The 13,433-nt window shown below is 43.6% G+C and carries 14 protein-coding genes and 2 pseudogenes; 5 read left to right on the top strand and 11 right to left on the bottom strand.

The features are described from left to right. Positions 1-64 precede the first annotated feature (64 nt). The 3 genes from ACTNBR_RS15105 to ACTNBR_RS15115 all read right to left on the bottom strand — a co-directional run bounded on the left by ACTNBR_RS15105 (position 65) and on the right by ACTNBR_RS15115 (position 1,381). Entirely contained in the window at positions 65-328 is a 264-nt protein-coding gene (locus ACTNBR_RS15105) for a hypothetical protein (RefSeq protein ID WP_441019046.1), read from the bottom strand. Between the two features lie 90 nt (positions 329-418). After that, complete coding sequence (locus tag ACTNBR_RS15110; RefSeq protein ID WP_441019047.1) at positions 419-550, bottom strand: hypothetical protein; 132 nt, start codon at positions 548-550, stop codon at positions 419-421. Beyond that, complete coding sequence (locus ACTNBR_RS15115) at positions 551-1,381, bottom strand: AraC family transcriptional regulator (protein ID WP_321069885.1); 831 nt, start codon at positions 1,379-1,381, stop codon at positions 551-553. A gap of 205 nt (positions 1,382-1,586) precedes the next feature. Between ACTNBR_RS15115 and ACTNBR_RS15120 the strand changes: the two genes are divergently transcribed. The 3 genes and pseudogenes from ACTNBR_RS15120 to ACTNBR_RS15130 all read left to right on the top strand — a co-directional run bounded on the left by ACTNBR_RS15120 (position 1,587) and on the right by ACTNBR_RS15130 (position 5,259). After that, positions 1,587-4,160 (top strand): glycoside hydrolase family 3 C-terminal domain-containing protein, encoded by a 2,574-nt coding sequence (locus tag ACTNBR_RS15120; protein ID WP_441019048.1) that lies wholly within the window; start codon positions 1,587-1,589, stop codon positions 4,158-4,160. Between the two features lie 62 nt (positions 4,161-4,222). After that, a pseudogene (locus ACTNBR_RS15125) lies at positions 4,223-4,348 on the top strand (MFS transporter); the annotation flags it as partial. Between the two features lie 212 nt (positions 4,349-4,560). Beyond that, entirely contained in the window at positions 4,561-5,259 is a 699-nt protein-coding gene (locus ACTNBR_RS15130; protein WP_441019049.1) for a TMEM164 family acyltransferase, read from the top strand. On the opposite strand, the gene ACTNBR_RS15135 is transcribed toward ACTNBR_RS15130, so the two are convergent. After that, entirely contained in the window at positions 5,216-5,857 is a 642-nt protein-coding gene (locus ACTNBR_RS15135) for an ATP-binding protein (RefSeq protein ID WP_427808710.1), read from the bottom strand. The genes ACTNBR_RS15130 and ACTNBR_RS15135 overlap by 44 nt on opposite strands. Positions 5,858-5,942: 85 nt before the next feature. On the opposite strand from ACTNBR_RS15135, the gene ACTNBR_RS15140 reads away from it, so the two are divergent. Further along, positions 5,943-6,602, top strand: a complete 660-nt coding sequence (locus tag ACTNBR_RS15140) for a Crp/Fnr family transcriptional regulator (RefSeq protein WP_427808709.1) — start codon at positions 5,943-5,945, stop codon at positions 6,600-6,602. Between the two features lie 72 nt (positions 6,603-6,674). Here ACTNBR_RS15140 and ACTNBR_RS15145 read toward each other — a convergent pair whose 3' ends face one another. Both ACTNBR_RS15145 and ACTNBR_RS15150 read right to left on the bottom strand, forming a co-directional pair. Then, positions 6,675-7,211, bottom strand: coding sequence for a hypothetical protein (locus ACTNBR_RS15145; RefSeq protein ID WP_427808708.1), 537 nt, complete (start codon positions 7,209-7,211; stop codon positions 6,675-6,677). A gap of 456 nt (positions 7,212-7,667) precedes the next feature. Next, positions 7,668-7,814 carry a hypothetical protein gene (locus ACTNBR_RS15150; RefSeq protein WP_427808707.1) on the bottom strand — a complete coding sequence of 49 codons (147 nt, stop codon included), beginning with the start codon at positions 7,812-7,814 and terminating at the stop codon, positions 7,668-7,670. 99 nt (positions 7,815-7,913) lie between these two features. Here ACTNBR_RS15150 and ACTNBR_RS15155 point away from each other — a divergent pair, with 99 nt between their 5' ends. Continuing rightward, positions 7,914-9,566 carry a dicarboxylate/amino acid:cation symporter gene (locus tag ACTNBR_RS15155; protein ID WP_441019050.1) on the top strand — a complete coding sequence of 551 codons (1,653 nt, stop codon included), beginning with the start codon at positions 7,914-7,916 and terminating at the stop codon, positions 9,564-9,566. A 308-nt stretch (positions 9,567-9,874) separates the two neighbouring features. On the opposite strand, the gene ACTNBR_RS15160 is transcribed toward ACTNBR_RS15155, so the two are convergent. The 5 genes and pseudogenes from ACTNBR_RS15160 to ACTNBR_RS15180 form a co-directional block, all read right to left on the bottom strand. Beyond that, positions 9,875-10,126: a hypothetical protein gene (locus tag ACTNBR_RS15160; RefSeq protein WP_441019051.1), complete on the bottom strand. Its 252-nt coding sequence runs from the start codon at positions 10,124-10,126 to the stop codon at positions 9,875-9,877. 74 nt (positions 10,127-10,200) lie between these two features. Then, positions 10,201-11,778 (bottom strand): recombinase family protein, encoded by a 1,578-nt coding sequence (locus tag ACTNBR_RS15165; RefSeq protein ID WP_154410947.1) that lies wholly within the window; start codon positions 11,776-11,778, stop codon positions 10,201-10,203. A 144-nt stretch (positions 11,779-11,922) separates the two neighbouring features. After that, a complete protein-coding gene (locus tag ACTNBR_RS15170; protein ID WP_002334813.1) occupies positions 11,923-12,117 on the bottom strand; it encodes a hypothetical protein in 195 nt (64 codons plus the stop codon). A 72-nt stretch (positions 12,118-12,189) separates the two neighbouring features. Then, positions 12,190-13,134 (bottom strand): MobV family relaxase, encoded by a 945-nt coding sequence (gene mobV, locus ACTNBR_RS15175; protein WP_002334814.1) that lies wholly within the window; start codon positions 13,132-13,134, stop codon positions 12,190-12,192. A gap of 183 nt (positions 13,135-13,317) precedes the next feature. Next, positions 13,318-13,433: pseudogene (locus ACTNBR_RS15180) on the bottom strand (replication initiator protein A); the annotation flags it as partial.

The raw sequence follows: 13,433 nt of genomic DNA on the forward strand, positions 1-13,433 counted from the left end.
CTTGAATTTCCTGGCAGGGATCGCAGAATAACCAATAGTAATTAATCAACCTGCTGAGCTTTGCTCAGTTTGAAGCGGAATGGCGCTCCGTTCCTCTGGAACGGATGCGCAATTCTTGCGGAATATGCATATCTCGAACCACAACACAAAAGTCACTCTTTATCTCTGTAACCAGGCCAAATATTGCAAATATAATTAAGAATAAATATATTGATGCTTTTGTATTTACCCAAACAATCATAAAATTTAATAATTGTAATATACTAGTAAAAACTATAACCCAAGCTCTATTTTTGTATTTTAAAGAGCTCTTTTTATATTTTTTCATTCTTAGTGTCCCTTTCTTAATACCCGTTTAATATGCTTCTACTTTTTTAGGTACCATCTCAACACCACCTTATTTAAACAATCTTCCCTTTTAATTCTCAATTCTTTTAACTTCATCCAGTTTACTTGGTAGTCTTTCCGACTGCCACGGAAGTCTGGTTGCCCCTGGAATCGGTAACACTCTTGCCCTATCTTCTGCCGGACGTGTCTGGCTTTCGTCCATTCACATCCTCATTCTCTGCGGTGTATCTCCATAAATCTTTTTAAACGTTCTAAGAAAAATCTTATAATTACTGATCCCATGGGCTGCCATCAGATTGGTGATGGAGTCATTGGAATAAATCAGCTCATCATGAAAGCGCATAACACGGACAGCATTTAAATATTCCAGGAAGGTCTGTCCCGTATATTTTTTGAAAATCCTGCAGAAGTATTCCCGGCTCAGTCCCAGATTTCCGGCAGCTTCATCAAGTGTCAGCGGTTCCCGATAATGCTCTCCCACCCAATCCATTGTCTGGGTGAGCCGCAAAATATCACGGTGAGCCGCTTTCTGACCATCCGATGCCAGCCAGCAAGAATCATATCTGTAAAGACAGTACAAAAGATCATGAAGTCTGGCAGTAAAGAGAAGCGGATACCCATCCTCTTCCTTCTGGTAAATGTCCAGCATTTCCATCAGATAATGCGTTGGTGCGCAGGTCGAACCTTCCAGAGCAGTTCCGGCAGGAATCCATGTACCAAAATGGAGTACATCAAAATTTGGAAAGAACTGTTGAAGATATCGGGCGGAAATCTGAAGAAGAATATAACTGGTCGTATCTCCATGGGTACGGGTCATATGGATATCCTTGGAATTAATGATCAGGATATCACCTGCAGACAGTTCAAAAGTTTCTGCCTGAATAACCGCAGTCATCCCTCCGGAAACAATAAGAAGAATTTCCAGATATTCATGCCAGTGGGCCAAAATAGTGTGGGCCGGTTCCTGTACATAAGAAAAATGCACAGGCAACCGGCTGTTTTCACGGACCATTTCATAGGTATAAGCAGACATAATAGCATTCCCTCCTGTTTCTTCTCTATGGTATGTCAATTCTGACAATATTTTCTTTCTATATTTTAAGAAATAAATCAAAAAATATCAATATCAACCAAAAAATAGTCAAAAAAATGAATAGAAAAAAACACATATATACTTCATAATCAAGATATCTGAAAAATACAACCATGAAAATGATATATACGATCGGAGGGTTATTATGAAACTCAGAAAACGTCTGTTTCCAGGTACTACATCTGATGCTGTGACTGAGCGTGAGACAAAAAATCGCAAATTAGCCAGAAAGGCTGCTGCCGAAGGGTTCGTTCTTTTAAAGAATGATGAGCACTTTCTTCCTTTGCCGAAAGGAATCAGAATCGGACTTTACGGTGCCGGTGCGATCAAAACCATCAAGGGTGGCACCGGATCCGGTGATGTAAATGAACGTGACTGTGTAAATATTTATCAGGGTATGATAAATGCAGGCTATGAAGTAACCAGCAAAAAATGGCTAGATGACTATGATGCTCAGTATATTCAGGCAAGAGAAAACTGGAGAGATAAGATTTTCAAAAGCCTGCCGGAATATGACAATAATTTCTTTCGTGCCTACTCCGCAGCGCAGTTTCAGATGCCCTGCGGAAGTGCCATCGATGTAGAAGCTGCACGGGCAGATGGAGCTGACATCGCAATTTTTGTCCTGAGCCGAATTGCCGGTGAAAATGCAGACCGATCCGTGTCTGAAGGCGATTATCTGATCACAGCAGAAGAAAAATCACTGCTTACCCAGGTCTGTGAGGCTTATCAGGATGTAGTTCTGGTAATCAATACCGGCGGTCTTGTAGACCTTGGATTTACAGATGAATTTTCCAATATCCGTTCCATTCTGCAGTTTATGCAGGCCGGTCAGGAAGGTGGAAATGCATTTGCTGATGTGATCAGCGGCGATGTCACTCCTTCGGGAAAGATGACCGATACCTGGGCACTGACTTATGGAGATTATCCCAATGCTTCCTTCTTCAGCCATAACAGCGGCGATGTTTACAAGGAGGAATATAAAGAAGGAATTTATGTAGGATATCGCTATTTTGACACATTTGACGTACCGGTACGTTACTGCTTTGGCCATGGACTTTCCTACACGGAATTTGAGATGAATGCCGGAGATATCGCTGTAAATGGTATGGGAACGTCAAATCCAATGGTATCCGTCCACGTAAATGTAAAAAATGCAGGTGCCATATATTCCGGTAAAGAAGTTGCTCAGATCTACGTATCCTGCCCACAGGGCAAAATGGCAAAAGAATACCGCAGGCTTGCCGGTTTTGGAAAAACTCGTCTTCTGTCTCCCGGAGAGAGCCAGAGCCTGGAAATCTCCTTTTCCCTCTACCAGATGGCTTCCTACGACGAAGACCAGGCTGCATGGATTCTGGAAAAAGGAACCTATGGTATCTGGGTGGGAAATTCTCTTGACAGTGCCAGACTAATCGGTTCCCTGAAGCTGGATGAGGACGCGTGCATGGTACAGTGCGAACATATATGTGAGAAAAAGCAGGAACTGGAAGAGATGATTCCAGATATTTCAAAAATGAAAGAAAAAGAAGCTGCATGGCTTGCGATGACAGATAAGCTTCCGACAATCGAACTGGAGGCTTCCGATATTCCATCAGAAACCATTTCGTATTCCGGTATTCCGGATAAACTACCAGGTAAAGCAGGAGATATTACCGAAAGCCTGTCCCTGGATCAGCTTGTTGCCTTCGCAACGGGAGATGTAAATTCCGGACAGAGCGAATTTGGTTCCGCAGGACAGACCGTTCCGGGTGCAGCAGCTGAGACTGTTTCCATAGCAGCTAAGGATCCCTGGAATGTAGCCAGTATCGTGCTTGCAGATGGCCCCGCCGGTATTCGTCTGAAACAGACCTATCAGGTATTTGAAGGAAAAATTGAAGCCGGTGATCTGATGGAAGCACTGGAAGGTGGATTTTTTGCAGCTAAACGTGGAAAAAGAGGCACCACATATCACCAGTATTGTACTGCTATTTCTGTGGGAACCCTTCTTGCCCAGACATGGAACCTGCCGCTTATCAAAGAAATAGGCGAAATGATCGGACATGAAATGGAACTGTTTGAGGTAACTCTGTGGCTGGCACCAGGTATGAATATCCACAGGAATCCTCTTTGCGGTAGAAACTTTGAGTATTATTCAGAAGATCCGCTCCTTTCTGGTATGATGGCTTCCGCCATGACTCTTGGTGTACAGAAGGTAGCGGGATGCGGAACCACTATCAAGCATTTTGCATGCAACAACCAGGAAGATAACCGTATGGGATCTGACAGTGTGATTTCCGAAAGAACGCTTCGCGAAATCTACCTGAAAGGATTCGAAATCGCTGTGAAAAACTCTCAGCCAATGTCCATTATGACCTCCTATAATCTCATCAATGGTGTCCATGCCGCGAACTGCTATGATATTTGTACAAAAGCCGCCAGAGACGAATGGGGATTTGCAGGAGCGATCATGACAGACTGGACTACTACCACAGATTCCACTGCAGGCATTTGTACCGCTTCAGGATGTATGCGTGCCGGAAACGATATGGTTATGCCAGGAGATCCTGCTGACCACGAGAACATCCGCAAAGAACTGGATGAAGGAACTCTGGATATCCGCGAGCTGAAACGCTGCGTATGCAATACCATCCGGGTAGCACTTCAGTCTAACCAGTACGAGGACGCTGTAAGCTATCTGGATCAATTCGAAAATCTTGACACTTATATGACAGCCAAATAAAAGAAGCATAAATTTGCCCCGTCGGGGTCTGTGCAGTGAACTCTGTACAACTTCCGCCGGGGAATTTTATTTTTATTCTTTCATCCATGTTTTTGATGAAATTCTATACCGATGTAATGGGTGTTTCCAGCGGCCTGGTGGGATTGATGATGATGGTTGCGCGAATCGTTGATGCATTTACTGATGTGGCGAACAAAATAAAAATGTCCCATTTCTCATTCTCCTGCTCTTTTCTTATCACAATTCAAGCTTCCGGTTAGCGCTTTAAAAGGCTTTTTTCTACGCTCTCCCAAAGCCAACCGCCTCCTTGTGTTTCTGTCTTGATTATACTATAATCAAGGCAGAATTGCACATAGCAGATATAACTCTTAACACAACGAAAGAAAAGAGATGATTAAAAATGTACATATTTCTTATCGGCAGCATACTTGCCATCACACTGGCCTGGAAGTCTCATCACTTCTCCGATAATATCCAGCAGCAACTGCTCGTTTTTCTTGCTGTACTGTTCCCGCTCTCAGAGCTGGTCAAGCAGATTCTTTTGTTCATAAATAACGACTGTACCTATGACTGGTGGTATTTCCCATTCCAGCTTTGCAGCATCCCAATGTATCTGCTTCCTTTATACTGTCTTCTCTCTGAGAAATTCTTGGGTCTCCGCAAAGTACTGGCTAATTTTATAGTTGATTTCGGTCTTCTCGGAGGAATCTTCGCATTTGCCGATACCAGTGGCATGCACTATGATCTGCCTGTACTCACACTACACAGCTACCTCTGGCACTTTCTTCTAATCTATCTCGGTTTCTTTCTGATATTTACCCAAAGAAACAGTTCCCTTCCAAAGGATTTCCTGCTTCCGGGTACCCTCTTTCTTCTGTTAGTTGGAATTGCCACATTGCTGAATATGGCCTTACATACCAAAGGACTCATCAACATGTTTTACGTCAGTCCTTACTATCATATGCAGCAGATTGTCTTTGCGGATATCGCCCTAGTCACCGGGCAGACCGCCGGACGACTTATTTATCTTGCATCCGAACTGCTGGGAGCTTTTCTTATACACTTGGGCTCAGTAATGTTCCATCCGTTGAAATCGTAACGACCTGCCACGGAATGAATTTCCCGCTAGCCTGCAGCGCTTTCTTAGCGGCCATCACCAATCCTCCGCAGCAAGGCACTTCCATCCGCAGTACGGTAACACTGCAAATATCATTATTTGCAAAAATCTGTGTCAGTTTCCCGCTGTAATCCACCGAATCCAGCTTCGGGCAGCCGATCAGCGTGATCTTTCCGCGCATAAATTCTTCATGCACATTTGCATAGGCATATGCCGTACAATCCGCCGCAATCAGTATATTTGCACCGTCAAAATACGGCGCGTTTACCGGAACCAGTTTGATTTGGCACGGCCACTGGGCAAGTCTGGAAGTGCAGGAAACGGACCTTGCCATTTCATCTTTTTTCTTCTTATTCGCCAATACGGCCTGTTCATCATAAGCCGCCGCCTCACGTTCCACGAACGTAATTGCACCGGTCGGGCACTCCGGCAGACAATCCCCCAGCCCGTCACAGTAATCATCCCGAAGAAGTTTTGCCTTGCCATCCACCATGCCGATGGCCCCTTCATGACATGCGTTTGCACACGCACCGCATCCATTACATTTATCTTCATCAATTTGTATAATTCTTCTGATCATATTTTTTGTCCTCCTTGTGCTTCTGTTTGGATTATACTATAATCAAATCAAAAATTCGGTGGTTATAACCACAAAAGGAGAATTCATGGAGAAATTTTTATCACCTGTTTTTCAGGGAATTAATGATACTGAATGGCAGAAAATGCAGACTATCCAATGCATGCATCAGGCATCTTTCGCAAAAAATGCCGTCATTTTCCATGCAGGCTCAATGATATCCGATGCCGGTATCGTGATGCGTGGCAGTGTCAATATTGAAATCAATGATCTCTGGGGGAATCGCAGCATCCTGAGCAACGTTTCTGCCGGTCATATTTTTGCGGAAACTTATGCGCTCAGCCGGGAGCCTTTAATGGTAGACGTCGTATCTGCCGAAGACTGCGAGGTTCTGTTTCTGAATCTGAGTGCTCTTACAGATCCGCTGTATGCGAATGATTCCTGGCAAAGAAAGTTTATGAAAAACATCCTGAATGCCTGTGTACAGAAAAATCAGGTACTTTCAAACCGCATTTTCTGTACCACCCCCAAGTCAACACGTGCCCGCATCCTGACTTATCTTTCCTATCAGGCCGTTAAGGAAGGCAGAACTACGTTTCGAATTCCGTTTAATCGCCAGCAAATGGCAGATTATCTGAACCTGGATCGAAGCGCCCTCTCCAAGGAACTGGGACGTATGCGCGACGAAGGCATTCTGGAGTTTCGTAAAAATCAATTCACATTAACCGGGATTCAACTCTCACCGTAACACAAATACTTTGCTTTATTCCGGGTACCATACACTCTTTCCCGTAGATTTAGCATATTCAAATTCCGACGGTTACGGTCTTTCCTTCATATACCTTTCCCACATATCAGAATATCTTGTTCCCCATTCTACATTTGTGATAGTAGAGTAAGGAATCTTAAGTATATCATCATACCATACTCCATCTGCATCAAACGCCCTGAGAAATAGTTTATTCTTCTTCGCCTTGACAACTACGCCAATAGCAAACTCTCCATGAATTTCATCTTCCACAATAATAAATTGCTCCTTCGTTTTTAAGGAATCAAAAATTGTCCTCCAATCAGACAGATCAATATCCGGTGCCTTAATACCTCTTGTAATACCATATCGTTTATTAATCTCATTACATTTATTAGTATTAACCTCAACTTTCTTAAGTTGTGACATTTTACGTATACAATAGCCATCTAATTGAAAATCTGCTTCAGTTTGTCCCAAAAAAAATTTTTTATTTACTTCATTTGGATAATAATAAAAAAAGTCCTCGCTATACGAAAAGGAACAGCGGCATAGCCCTATTTCAGTAATTGCTTTTGTAATAATTTCAATCTTCTTTCGCTTTTTCATGGTTCTTCCTCTTTCCCTGTCCTAATTAATTTATATTATACACCGTAACGCCCCCGATTCCAGTGCATTCGTTACGATTCAGGCTCTTTCTGTTGTCCCTTTCATTCCTTCTTTTGAAAAACAGCCAGCTTCATCAAAAGCCAGCCATTTTCCAAAAAAGCATCATTTCATATTATCTTTGCGCGTAGTCTATATGCCTGCATTACAGCCATGAGGATGTCTTCCAGTCAATCAGCTTATCACTATAACCTTACACATGGATTTCGGCACAATTCTATGCCTGAACAAAAGTTCTTTATACACTAAATACAGTTCAAGTCAAAAGAGTTATCAATTCATAATTTACGGTCCAGTAATGTAAAAACAATAAATATTGCCCCTGTTATCGGGAAGTTGAGTTTGAAGTTTTCATAATGTAGACACATTTTTACGATTACACGCATTATTATCGTTATGTTATGCTATTTCAATAAACGTAGTTGCATTTGAAACCTTGATCTGTGTATCCAGTTCCGCAAGAAGTGTACTCCGCTTTTCTTCCAAATCTGACAGTTTCTTCTTCACATCCAGCGGATCAACCAGCTCTGTCGTATTTTCCTTCACGCAATAAAGATATGCAATTATTCATACAATGTGTTACAATCATACTGTATCCTGTCTTTATAAATCATCAAATCACAATCAACGAAAGGGACACAACAAATGCCAAAACGCTTTGAACTATCAGAAAAGGGAATTATGGAAGCTCTGGAATTTCTTGGGGCTGAACTGCCCAGAAAGAAAGTATCTGAAAAAGATATCATCAAAACCAGACTTTTAGCAGAAGAATGCCTGTTTAAACTGGCAAAAGATGCAGCTGAGGGAACTACCTTCGAAATTTGGATTTGCTCTGTTTTAGGCAATGTAACCACAAAAATCAAATGTAAAGGAAAAGAAATCGATTTTTCGGATGCTCTGGCTCTCAGTGGAAATGATTTTAAGAATGCTTTTGATGAAGAAATGGATGACAGTGCCATCGAAACAATCCAGAATATGCTGTTAAAAGGATTTGCGGACAAATTCAAGATATCTCGTAAAAAAAATATGAATTACATAGATATTATCACGAAGAAAGATCCTCAGATGACACTATACATCACATTATCCGCAATTGTTCTGGCTGTTATAATCGGATTATTCATGTGTCTTTGCCTCAGCGAGACCATTTACAATGGATTTTGCAATAATGTACTGCAGCCTTTAAAAACCATTTATATGAATCTGCTTTCCATGATTGTAGGACCGGTTGTATTCTTTTCCATGATCACCTGTATGATGCAGTTCTCAGATATGCGCAGCTTCGGACGAATCGGCGGAAAAACCATGGGGATCTATACCTTTACCAGTGCAATTGCTGCCATTGCAGGAATCGGCATTTTTTATCTGATTCAGCCCGGCACAGAGGGAAGTTTTGTATCGATGATAACGTCGCAGGACACTCCGAACACTGCCATATCCTTTCTTGACACGATCATCGATATTTTCCCAAGCAATATTGTGGGATCTTTCTATGAAAACAATGTCCTTCAGATCTTACTCATGGGTTTGTTTATGGGTGTTGCGGCCAACTTGATCGGAGAAAAAGGAAAGGTACTTCAGAATTTCTTTGAAGCAATGAACGATATGTTTCTGGAAATGGTACTGCTGCTCGCAAAACTGATTCCGCTAATTACATTTTGTTCTGTTATGATTTTGATTCTGACCACCGGAACAGATGCACTGATATCTTTATTAGCGCTGATTGGAACACTGTTAGCAGGACTGGTTGTGATGGTTTTTACATACTCAATAATGATTGTACTCACAGCGAAAGTGAGCCCGTTCCCATTCCTGAAACGCTACATTCCGACCGCGCTGAATGTTTTTTCATTAAGTTCCTCCAGTGCATCCATGCCGCTGAATATGGATTTTTGTAAAAATATAGGAATTTCCCAACGTGTTTACTCTTTCACTATTCCATTTGGAGCCACCATCAATATGGATGGTGCAATGATAGCTCTAATGACGGGAGTTTTGTTCATGGCTAAAACATTCGGTGTAACGATCGACACAAGCCATATTATAATGTTAATTGTATCAGGCATGTTATTGTCCATGGCTTCGCCGGGAGTTCCGGGTGGTTCTCTGGTTGCCTGCACGGTTCTCCTGAAGCAAATGGGAGTGCCGATGGATTGCCTTCCTTTGGTCATGGTATATCTCACAGTGACAGATATGATCTGTACGGTATCCAACACCACCGGAGACGTTGCTGCCAGCGTGATCGTTGCAAGCACTGAAAAATTGCTTGACAAGAATAAATACTATCAGAAGAATTAAAACAGAACATCAAAAAATAAGAGCTATTTGATTTTTTACGAATCAAATAGCTCTTTTAATGATATTCTAGAAGTTTCACTGTATAACCCCTCTTTCTATTGATTTTGTCCAATTCAAATTATCTATTTCATTGGACCTACCTCCTGTTTTTTGAAGTTGTCTCTTCTTTTCTTTTGTTGAATTTATAATATCACTCTTTTATGATTATGTCAATATATTTTCCAAATATTTTTTAAATATAATTTAATTATCTGATTTTTTGCAATAAAAAGAGTCGCTTCGTAGATTATCAAAGATTACGCTGACAGCTATGCTCTGAAGCGTGATACTCTATGGCTTGTATATACCATCGGTTTGCAGGACGAAATCCGCATTTTGAATGCTCTGATCTGGGCCGCGTATTTACTCGTCATAATCGCTCCAACGATCATCATGCCAAATGTAATTCCCAGGCACAATCCTCCCAGGAAATTATCCGCCCGATCACTGAATACCAGAATCATATAAATGACAGCTGCGATAAATCCTCCGATAAACAACCAATGCATCCGCCATTTCAATGAGAAGATCCAAATCCGGCAGATTACTTCCCGTTTCCCTTAGTTAAAGATATTGTTGGGTATCTCAAGATGTGTCATTCGATTTTGCCGATAAAGCGGTAGAAGATTTCCACTTCCTGTTCCCGGCTTCCGTCCTCACTTTTGACCGCTTCATGGACAAGGATTTTTTCAATCAGCGTATTCAGAAGTTCAGCCGTCAATTCTGTGGGATTGACATACTGTTTCATCAGACCTATCCACTTTTCAGCGTCAACCGCTGTCTGGGCGGCGGTCTCCATCGCTTCGTGAAGCCGTTCAATTTTTACGTCCAATTCTCGCTGTTCGCCCTGATACTTTTCGGACAGCATATTGAAATTGTATTCTGTAATGCGTCCGGCAGACCAGTCCTCATACATTTTTGCAAACAGGGTGTCTACTTCTGCTTTGCGCTTTTCCGCCTTTTTCAGTTCGGCTGTCTGCCGCTTCCTTGCAGTATTGCGTTCCTTGTCGCTGGCGTTAAGTAGCCGTTTCAGAAGTTTGTCCCCATCCTGCTGTGCCAGCACAGACCAGTATTGCAGACGGGAAAGGACATAGGCGTAAAGCACATCATAGCGGATATAGTGCATGGAACACTGGTGCAATCCTTGCCCGTACTTGCTACAATGGTAGTGGGCATAGGGATTTTTGTTCTGGCTGTTCATACCATAGGCCAGCGACCAGCCGCAGTCCGCACATTTTACCAGCCCGGAAAATATCTGTGTTGTGCCGTTCTTCTGCCGTCTGCGCCTGTTGCAAATCTGCTCCTGTACTTGACGGAACACATCTTCGGAAATAATCGCTTCGTGGGTGTTCTCCACACGATACCATTCCTCTTTTGGCTTGCGTACTTTCTTCTTGTTTTTGAATGAAATGTTGGTCTGCTTATTGTGGACGCTGTGTCCGATATAGGTTTCCTCTTTCAGAATACTTTTCACCTGCGCTATCGTCCACGCATAGGCTTTTTCCTCCGGCGCTCCGGCATAGATATTTGCGAAAGTGCCGTATCTCTGGAAATTCAGCCAGCCGGGAGTAGGTACTTTTTCTTCGACCAAAATCCGTGTAATGCTGGCGGCTCCCCGGCCATGAACGGCAAGGTCAAAAATCTTTTCGATAATCCACCTTGTTTCCGGGTCAATCAGAAGATGGCCTTTCTTATCTGGGTCTTTGACATAGCCAAGCGGAGCATAGGCTCCATAGTGTGCGCCATTTGCGAACCGTGTCCGCATGGCCGCCTTTACCTTTTTGCTGGTCTGGCGGGCGTGCATTTCATTCAGAATGTTGAGGAATGGGGCAAGCTCATTCTCTCCGTTGATGGTGTCCACATTGTCATTGACAGCGATATAGCGGACGCCTTTGCTGGGAAAGTAGATTTCCGTGTACTGGCCGGTCAGAATGTAGTTTCTGCCTAAGCGGGATAAATCCTTCGTAACAACGCAGTTGATTTTCCCGTCCTCAATGTCATCAATCATTCTCTGAAAATCCGGCCTGTCAAAGTTCGTTCCAGACCATCCATCGTCGATATATTCATCTATGACATTCAGGCCATGCTCGGCGGCATATTGCCGGAGCATCATGCGTTGTGTCTGAATACTCCCGCTTTCTCCTTGCAGTTCATCGTCCCGGCTCAATCTCATATAAAGCGCCGTGTTGTAAATCGTAGTATTGTAAGGTTGTTTCACCGTAAAAATCCTCCTTCTAAAGAAACAACCCACGCTTACAATACTTTTGCTCTATGGCAATTATATCATAAGCGTGGGCGTGTTATCAATGATGGGCTATCAGGTTGAAGCGGCTTTTTCTGCGGTATGCCGCACCACATCTACAATCAGATCACCGAGGGGCTTCCCGCCTGCGGCGAAGTGTTCGGAGATTTTTATACGGTTGTTCCCACATACAAAATACTGCGTGCCGTTCTCTGCTTGTATAACCTGCCCTGTTCGGGGTGTAAAAATATCGCTTTCACTTTTTGCCATCCAGTGTCCTCCATATTCAGTTTTCAAGGTACAATGCCGCACAGAGGCGGCGAAAATTTCTGCTTATATCTATCACCTTTCCTTTACCGTGTGCCGCTGCTGACGTTTCAGTTCCGCCAGTATATCCGGCGGGATACGGTCAACCAGCCGCTGTAAATTGTCCAGTTCGCTTTTCAGCTTTGCCCGTTCCATCGTATCTTTCATCTTTCCTTTTTCGCTGGCCTTTGCCCTTGCTTCCAACTTCTCATTCTCCGCCAGCAGGTCATTGATTGTGACCTTGTACTTTTTCAACTGCCCGGAGAAATTCTCCATCTGCGGGAACCACTTTTTCAGCATGGAGAGGGCTTCCTCTTTTTTCTTTCCGGCGTTCAGCGGGTTAATGCCGTCCAGTGTGGCTTCAATGGCTCTTGCCTGCCGGGAGAGGGAAACCGCCTGTTTGAAAAGCCGGGTGGGGATATGCTTCCGGCCTGTCCTGCTGGCGCTCTCCCCACGCTCCAAGTCAGGATATTTCTCCACCATATAGGCGTGAAAATCGTCCTGCCACTTCGTCAGGTTTGCCCGGTTGCCGATAATCTCCTTTGCACACAGGCGGTTGTCCTTTGTCAGCGGAACAAAGGTCAAATGCAGGTGGGGCGTTTTCTCGTCCATGTGTACCACCGCCGACACGATATTTTCCCGTCCTACCCGGCCAATGAGGAAGTCCGCCGCCCTCTGGAAAAACGCCTGTATCTCCTTTGGGGATTTCCCCTTGAAAAACTCCGGGCTGGCAGTTACCAGCGTATCGACAAACCGTGTGCTGTCCTTGCGGGTTCGGCACCCGGCCTGTTCAATGCGGTTTTGAATGAAATGATAGTACCTGCCCTCTGGCTTGACGATATGAAAGTTGTACTTGCTCCGGCTTGTGTCAATGTCGGGGTTGCTGGCGTATTGTTCTTTCTGTCTTTCGTGATGGGCTTCCAGCGGCCTTGCCGGGTTGCCCTTGTGCTTCTCAAACCGCAAAATTGCGTGTTGTGCCATTCTGCTCCTTTCCCCATTCCTTTCCTATCCGGGGTTTTCCACAGGGAAAATCCCGCAGAAATTAGCTCGGATAGGATTGGAATGGATAGAATATAAATAAATCTTTTTAATCTTTGTATTTCTATATACCGTCCGGTTTTCGTACTTCCGGGGAGTGATTTCCTCACTTCATAAGTACGGTTTTCAGCCCTCCGGCGTACCAGAACCGGATTTCTTGAAGTCGGTGTTTGGAACCGCTTCATAGGATTTTGGGAAAATGCGGTTGGGTTTTCCACAGCCCTGCTTCTGGATCTCCACCA

The organism is Bariatricus sp. HCP28S3_F11 (genome assembly GCF_052065395.1).
Lineage (GTDB): Bacteria > Bacillota > Clostridia > Lachnospirales > Lachnospiraceae > Allocoprococcus.

What these genes read in the sequence shown, in the direction of transcription:
- ACTNBR_RS15105 (WP_441019046.1), bottom strand. Translation starts at nt 328, where the DNA reads ATGAAAAAATATAAAAAGAGCTCTTTAAAATACAAAAATAGAGCTTGG.
- ACTNBR_RS15110 (WP_441019047.1), bottom strand. Translation starts at nt 550, where the DNA reads ATGGACGAAAGCCAGACACGTCCGGCAGAAGATAGGGCAAGAGTGTTA.
- ACTNBR_RS15115 (WP_321069885.1), bottom strand. Translation starts at nt 1,381, where the DNA reads ATGTCTGCTTATACCTATGAAATGGTCCGTGAAAACAGCCGGTTGCCT.
- ACTNBR_RS15120 (WP_441019048.1), top strand. Translation starts at nt 1,587, where the DNA reads ATGAAACTCAGAAAACGTCTGTTTCCAGGTACTACATCTGATGCTGTG.
- ACTNBR_RS15130 (WP_441019049.1), top strand. Translation starts at nt 4,561, where the DNA reads ATGTACATATTTCTTATCGGCAGCATACTTGCCATCACACTGGCCTGG.
- ACTNBR_RS15135 (WP_427808710.1), bottom strand. Translation starts at nt 5,857, where the DNA reads ATGATCAGAAGAATTATACAAATTGATGAAGATAAATGTAATGGATGC.
- ACTNBR_RS15140 (WP_427808709.1), top strand. Translation starts at nt 5,943, where the DNA reads ATGGAGAAATTTTTATCACCTGTTTTTCAGGGAATTAATGATACTGAA.
- ACTNBR_RS15145 (WP_427808708.1), bottom strand. Translation starts at nt 7,211, where the DNA reads ATGAAAAAGCGAAAGAAGATTGAAATTATTACAAAAGCAATTACTGAA.
- ACTNBR_RS15155 (WP_441019050.1), top strand. Translation starts at nt 7,914, where the DNA reads ATGCCAAAACGCTTTGAACTATCAGAAAAGGGAATTATGGAAGCTCTG.
- ACTNBR_RS15165 (WP_154410947.1), bottom strand. Translation starts at nt 11,778, where the DNA reads ATGAGATTGAGCCGGGACGATGAACTGCAAGGAGAAAGCGGGAGTATT.
- ACTNBR_RS15170 (WP_002334813.1), bottom strand. Translation starts at nt 12,117, where the DNA reads ATGGCAAAAAGTGAAAGCGATATTTTTACACCCCGAACAGGGCAGGTT.
- mobV (WP_002334814.1), bottom strand. Translation starts at nt 13,134, where the DNA reads ATGGCACAACACGCAATTTTGCGGTTTGAGAAGCACAAGGGCAACCCG.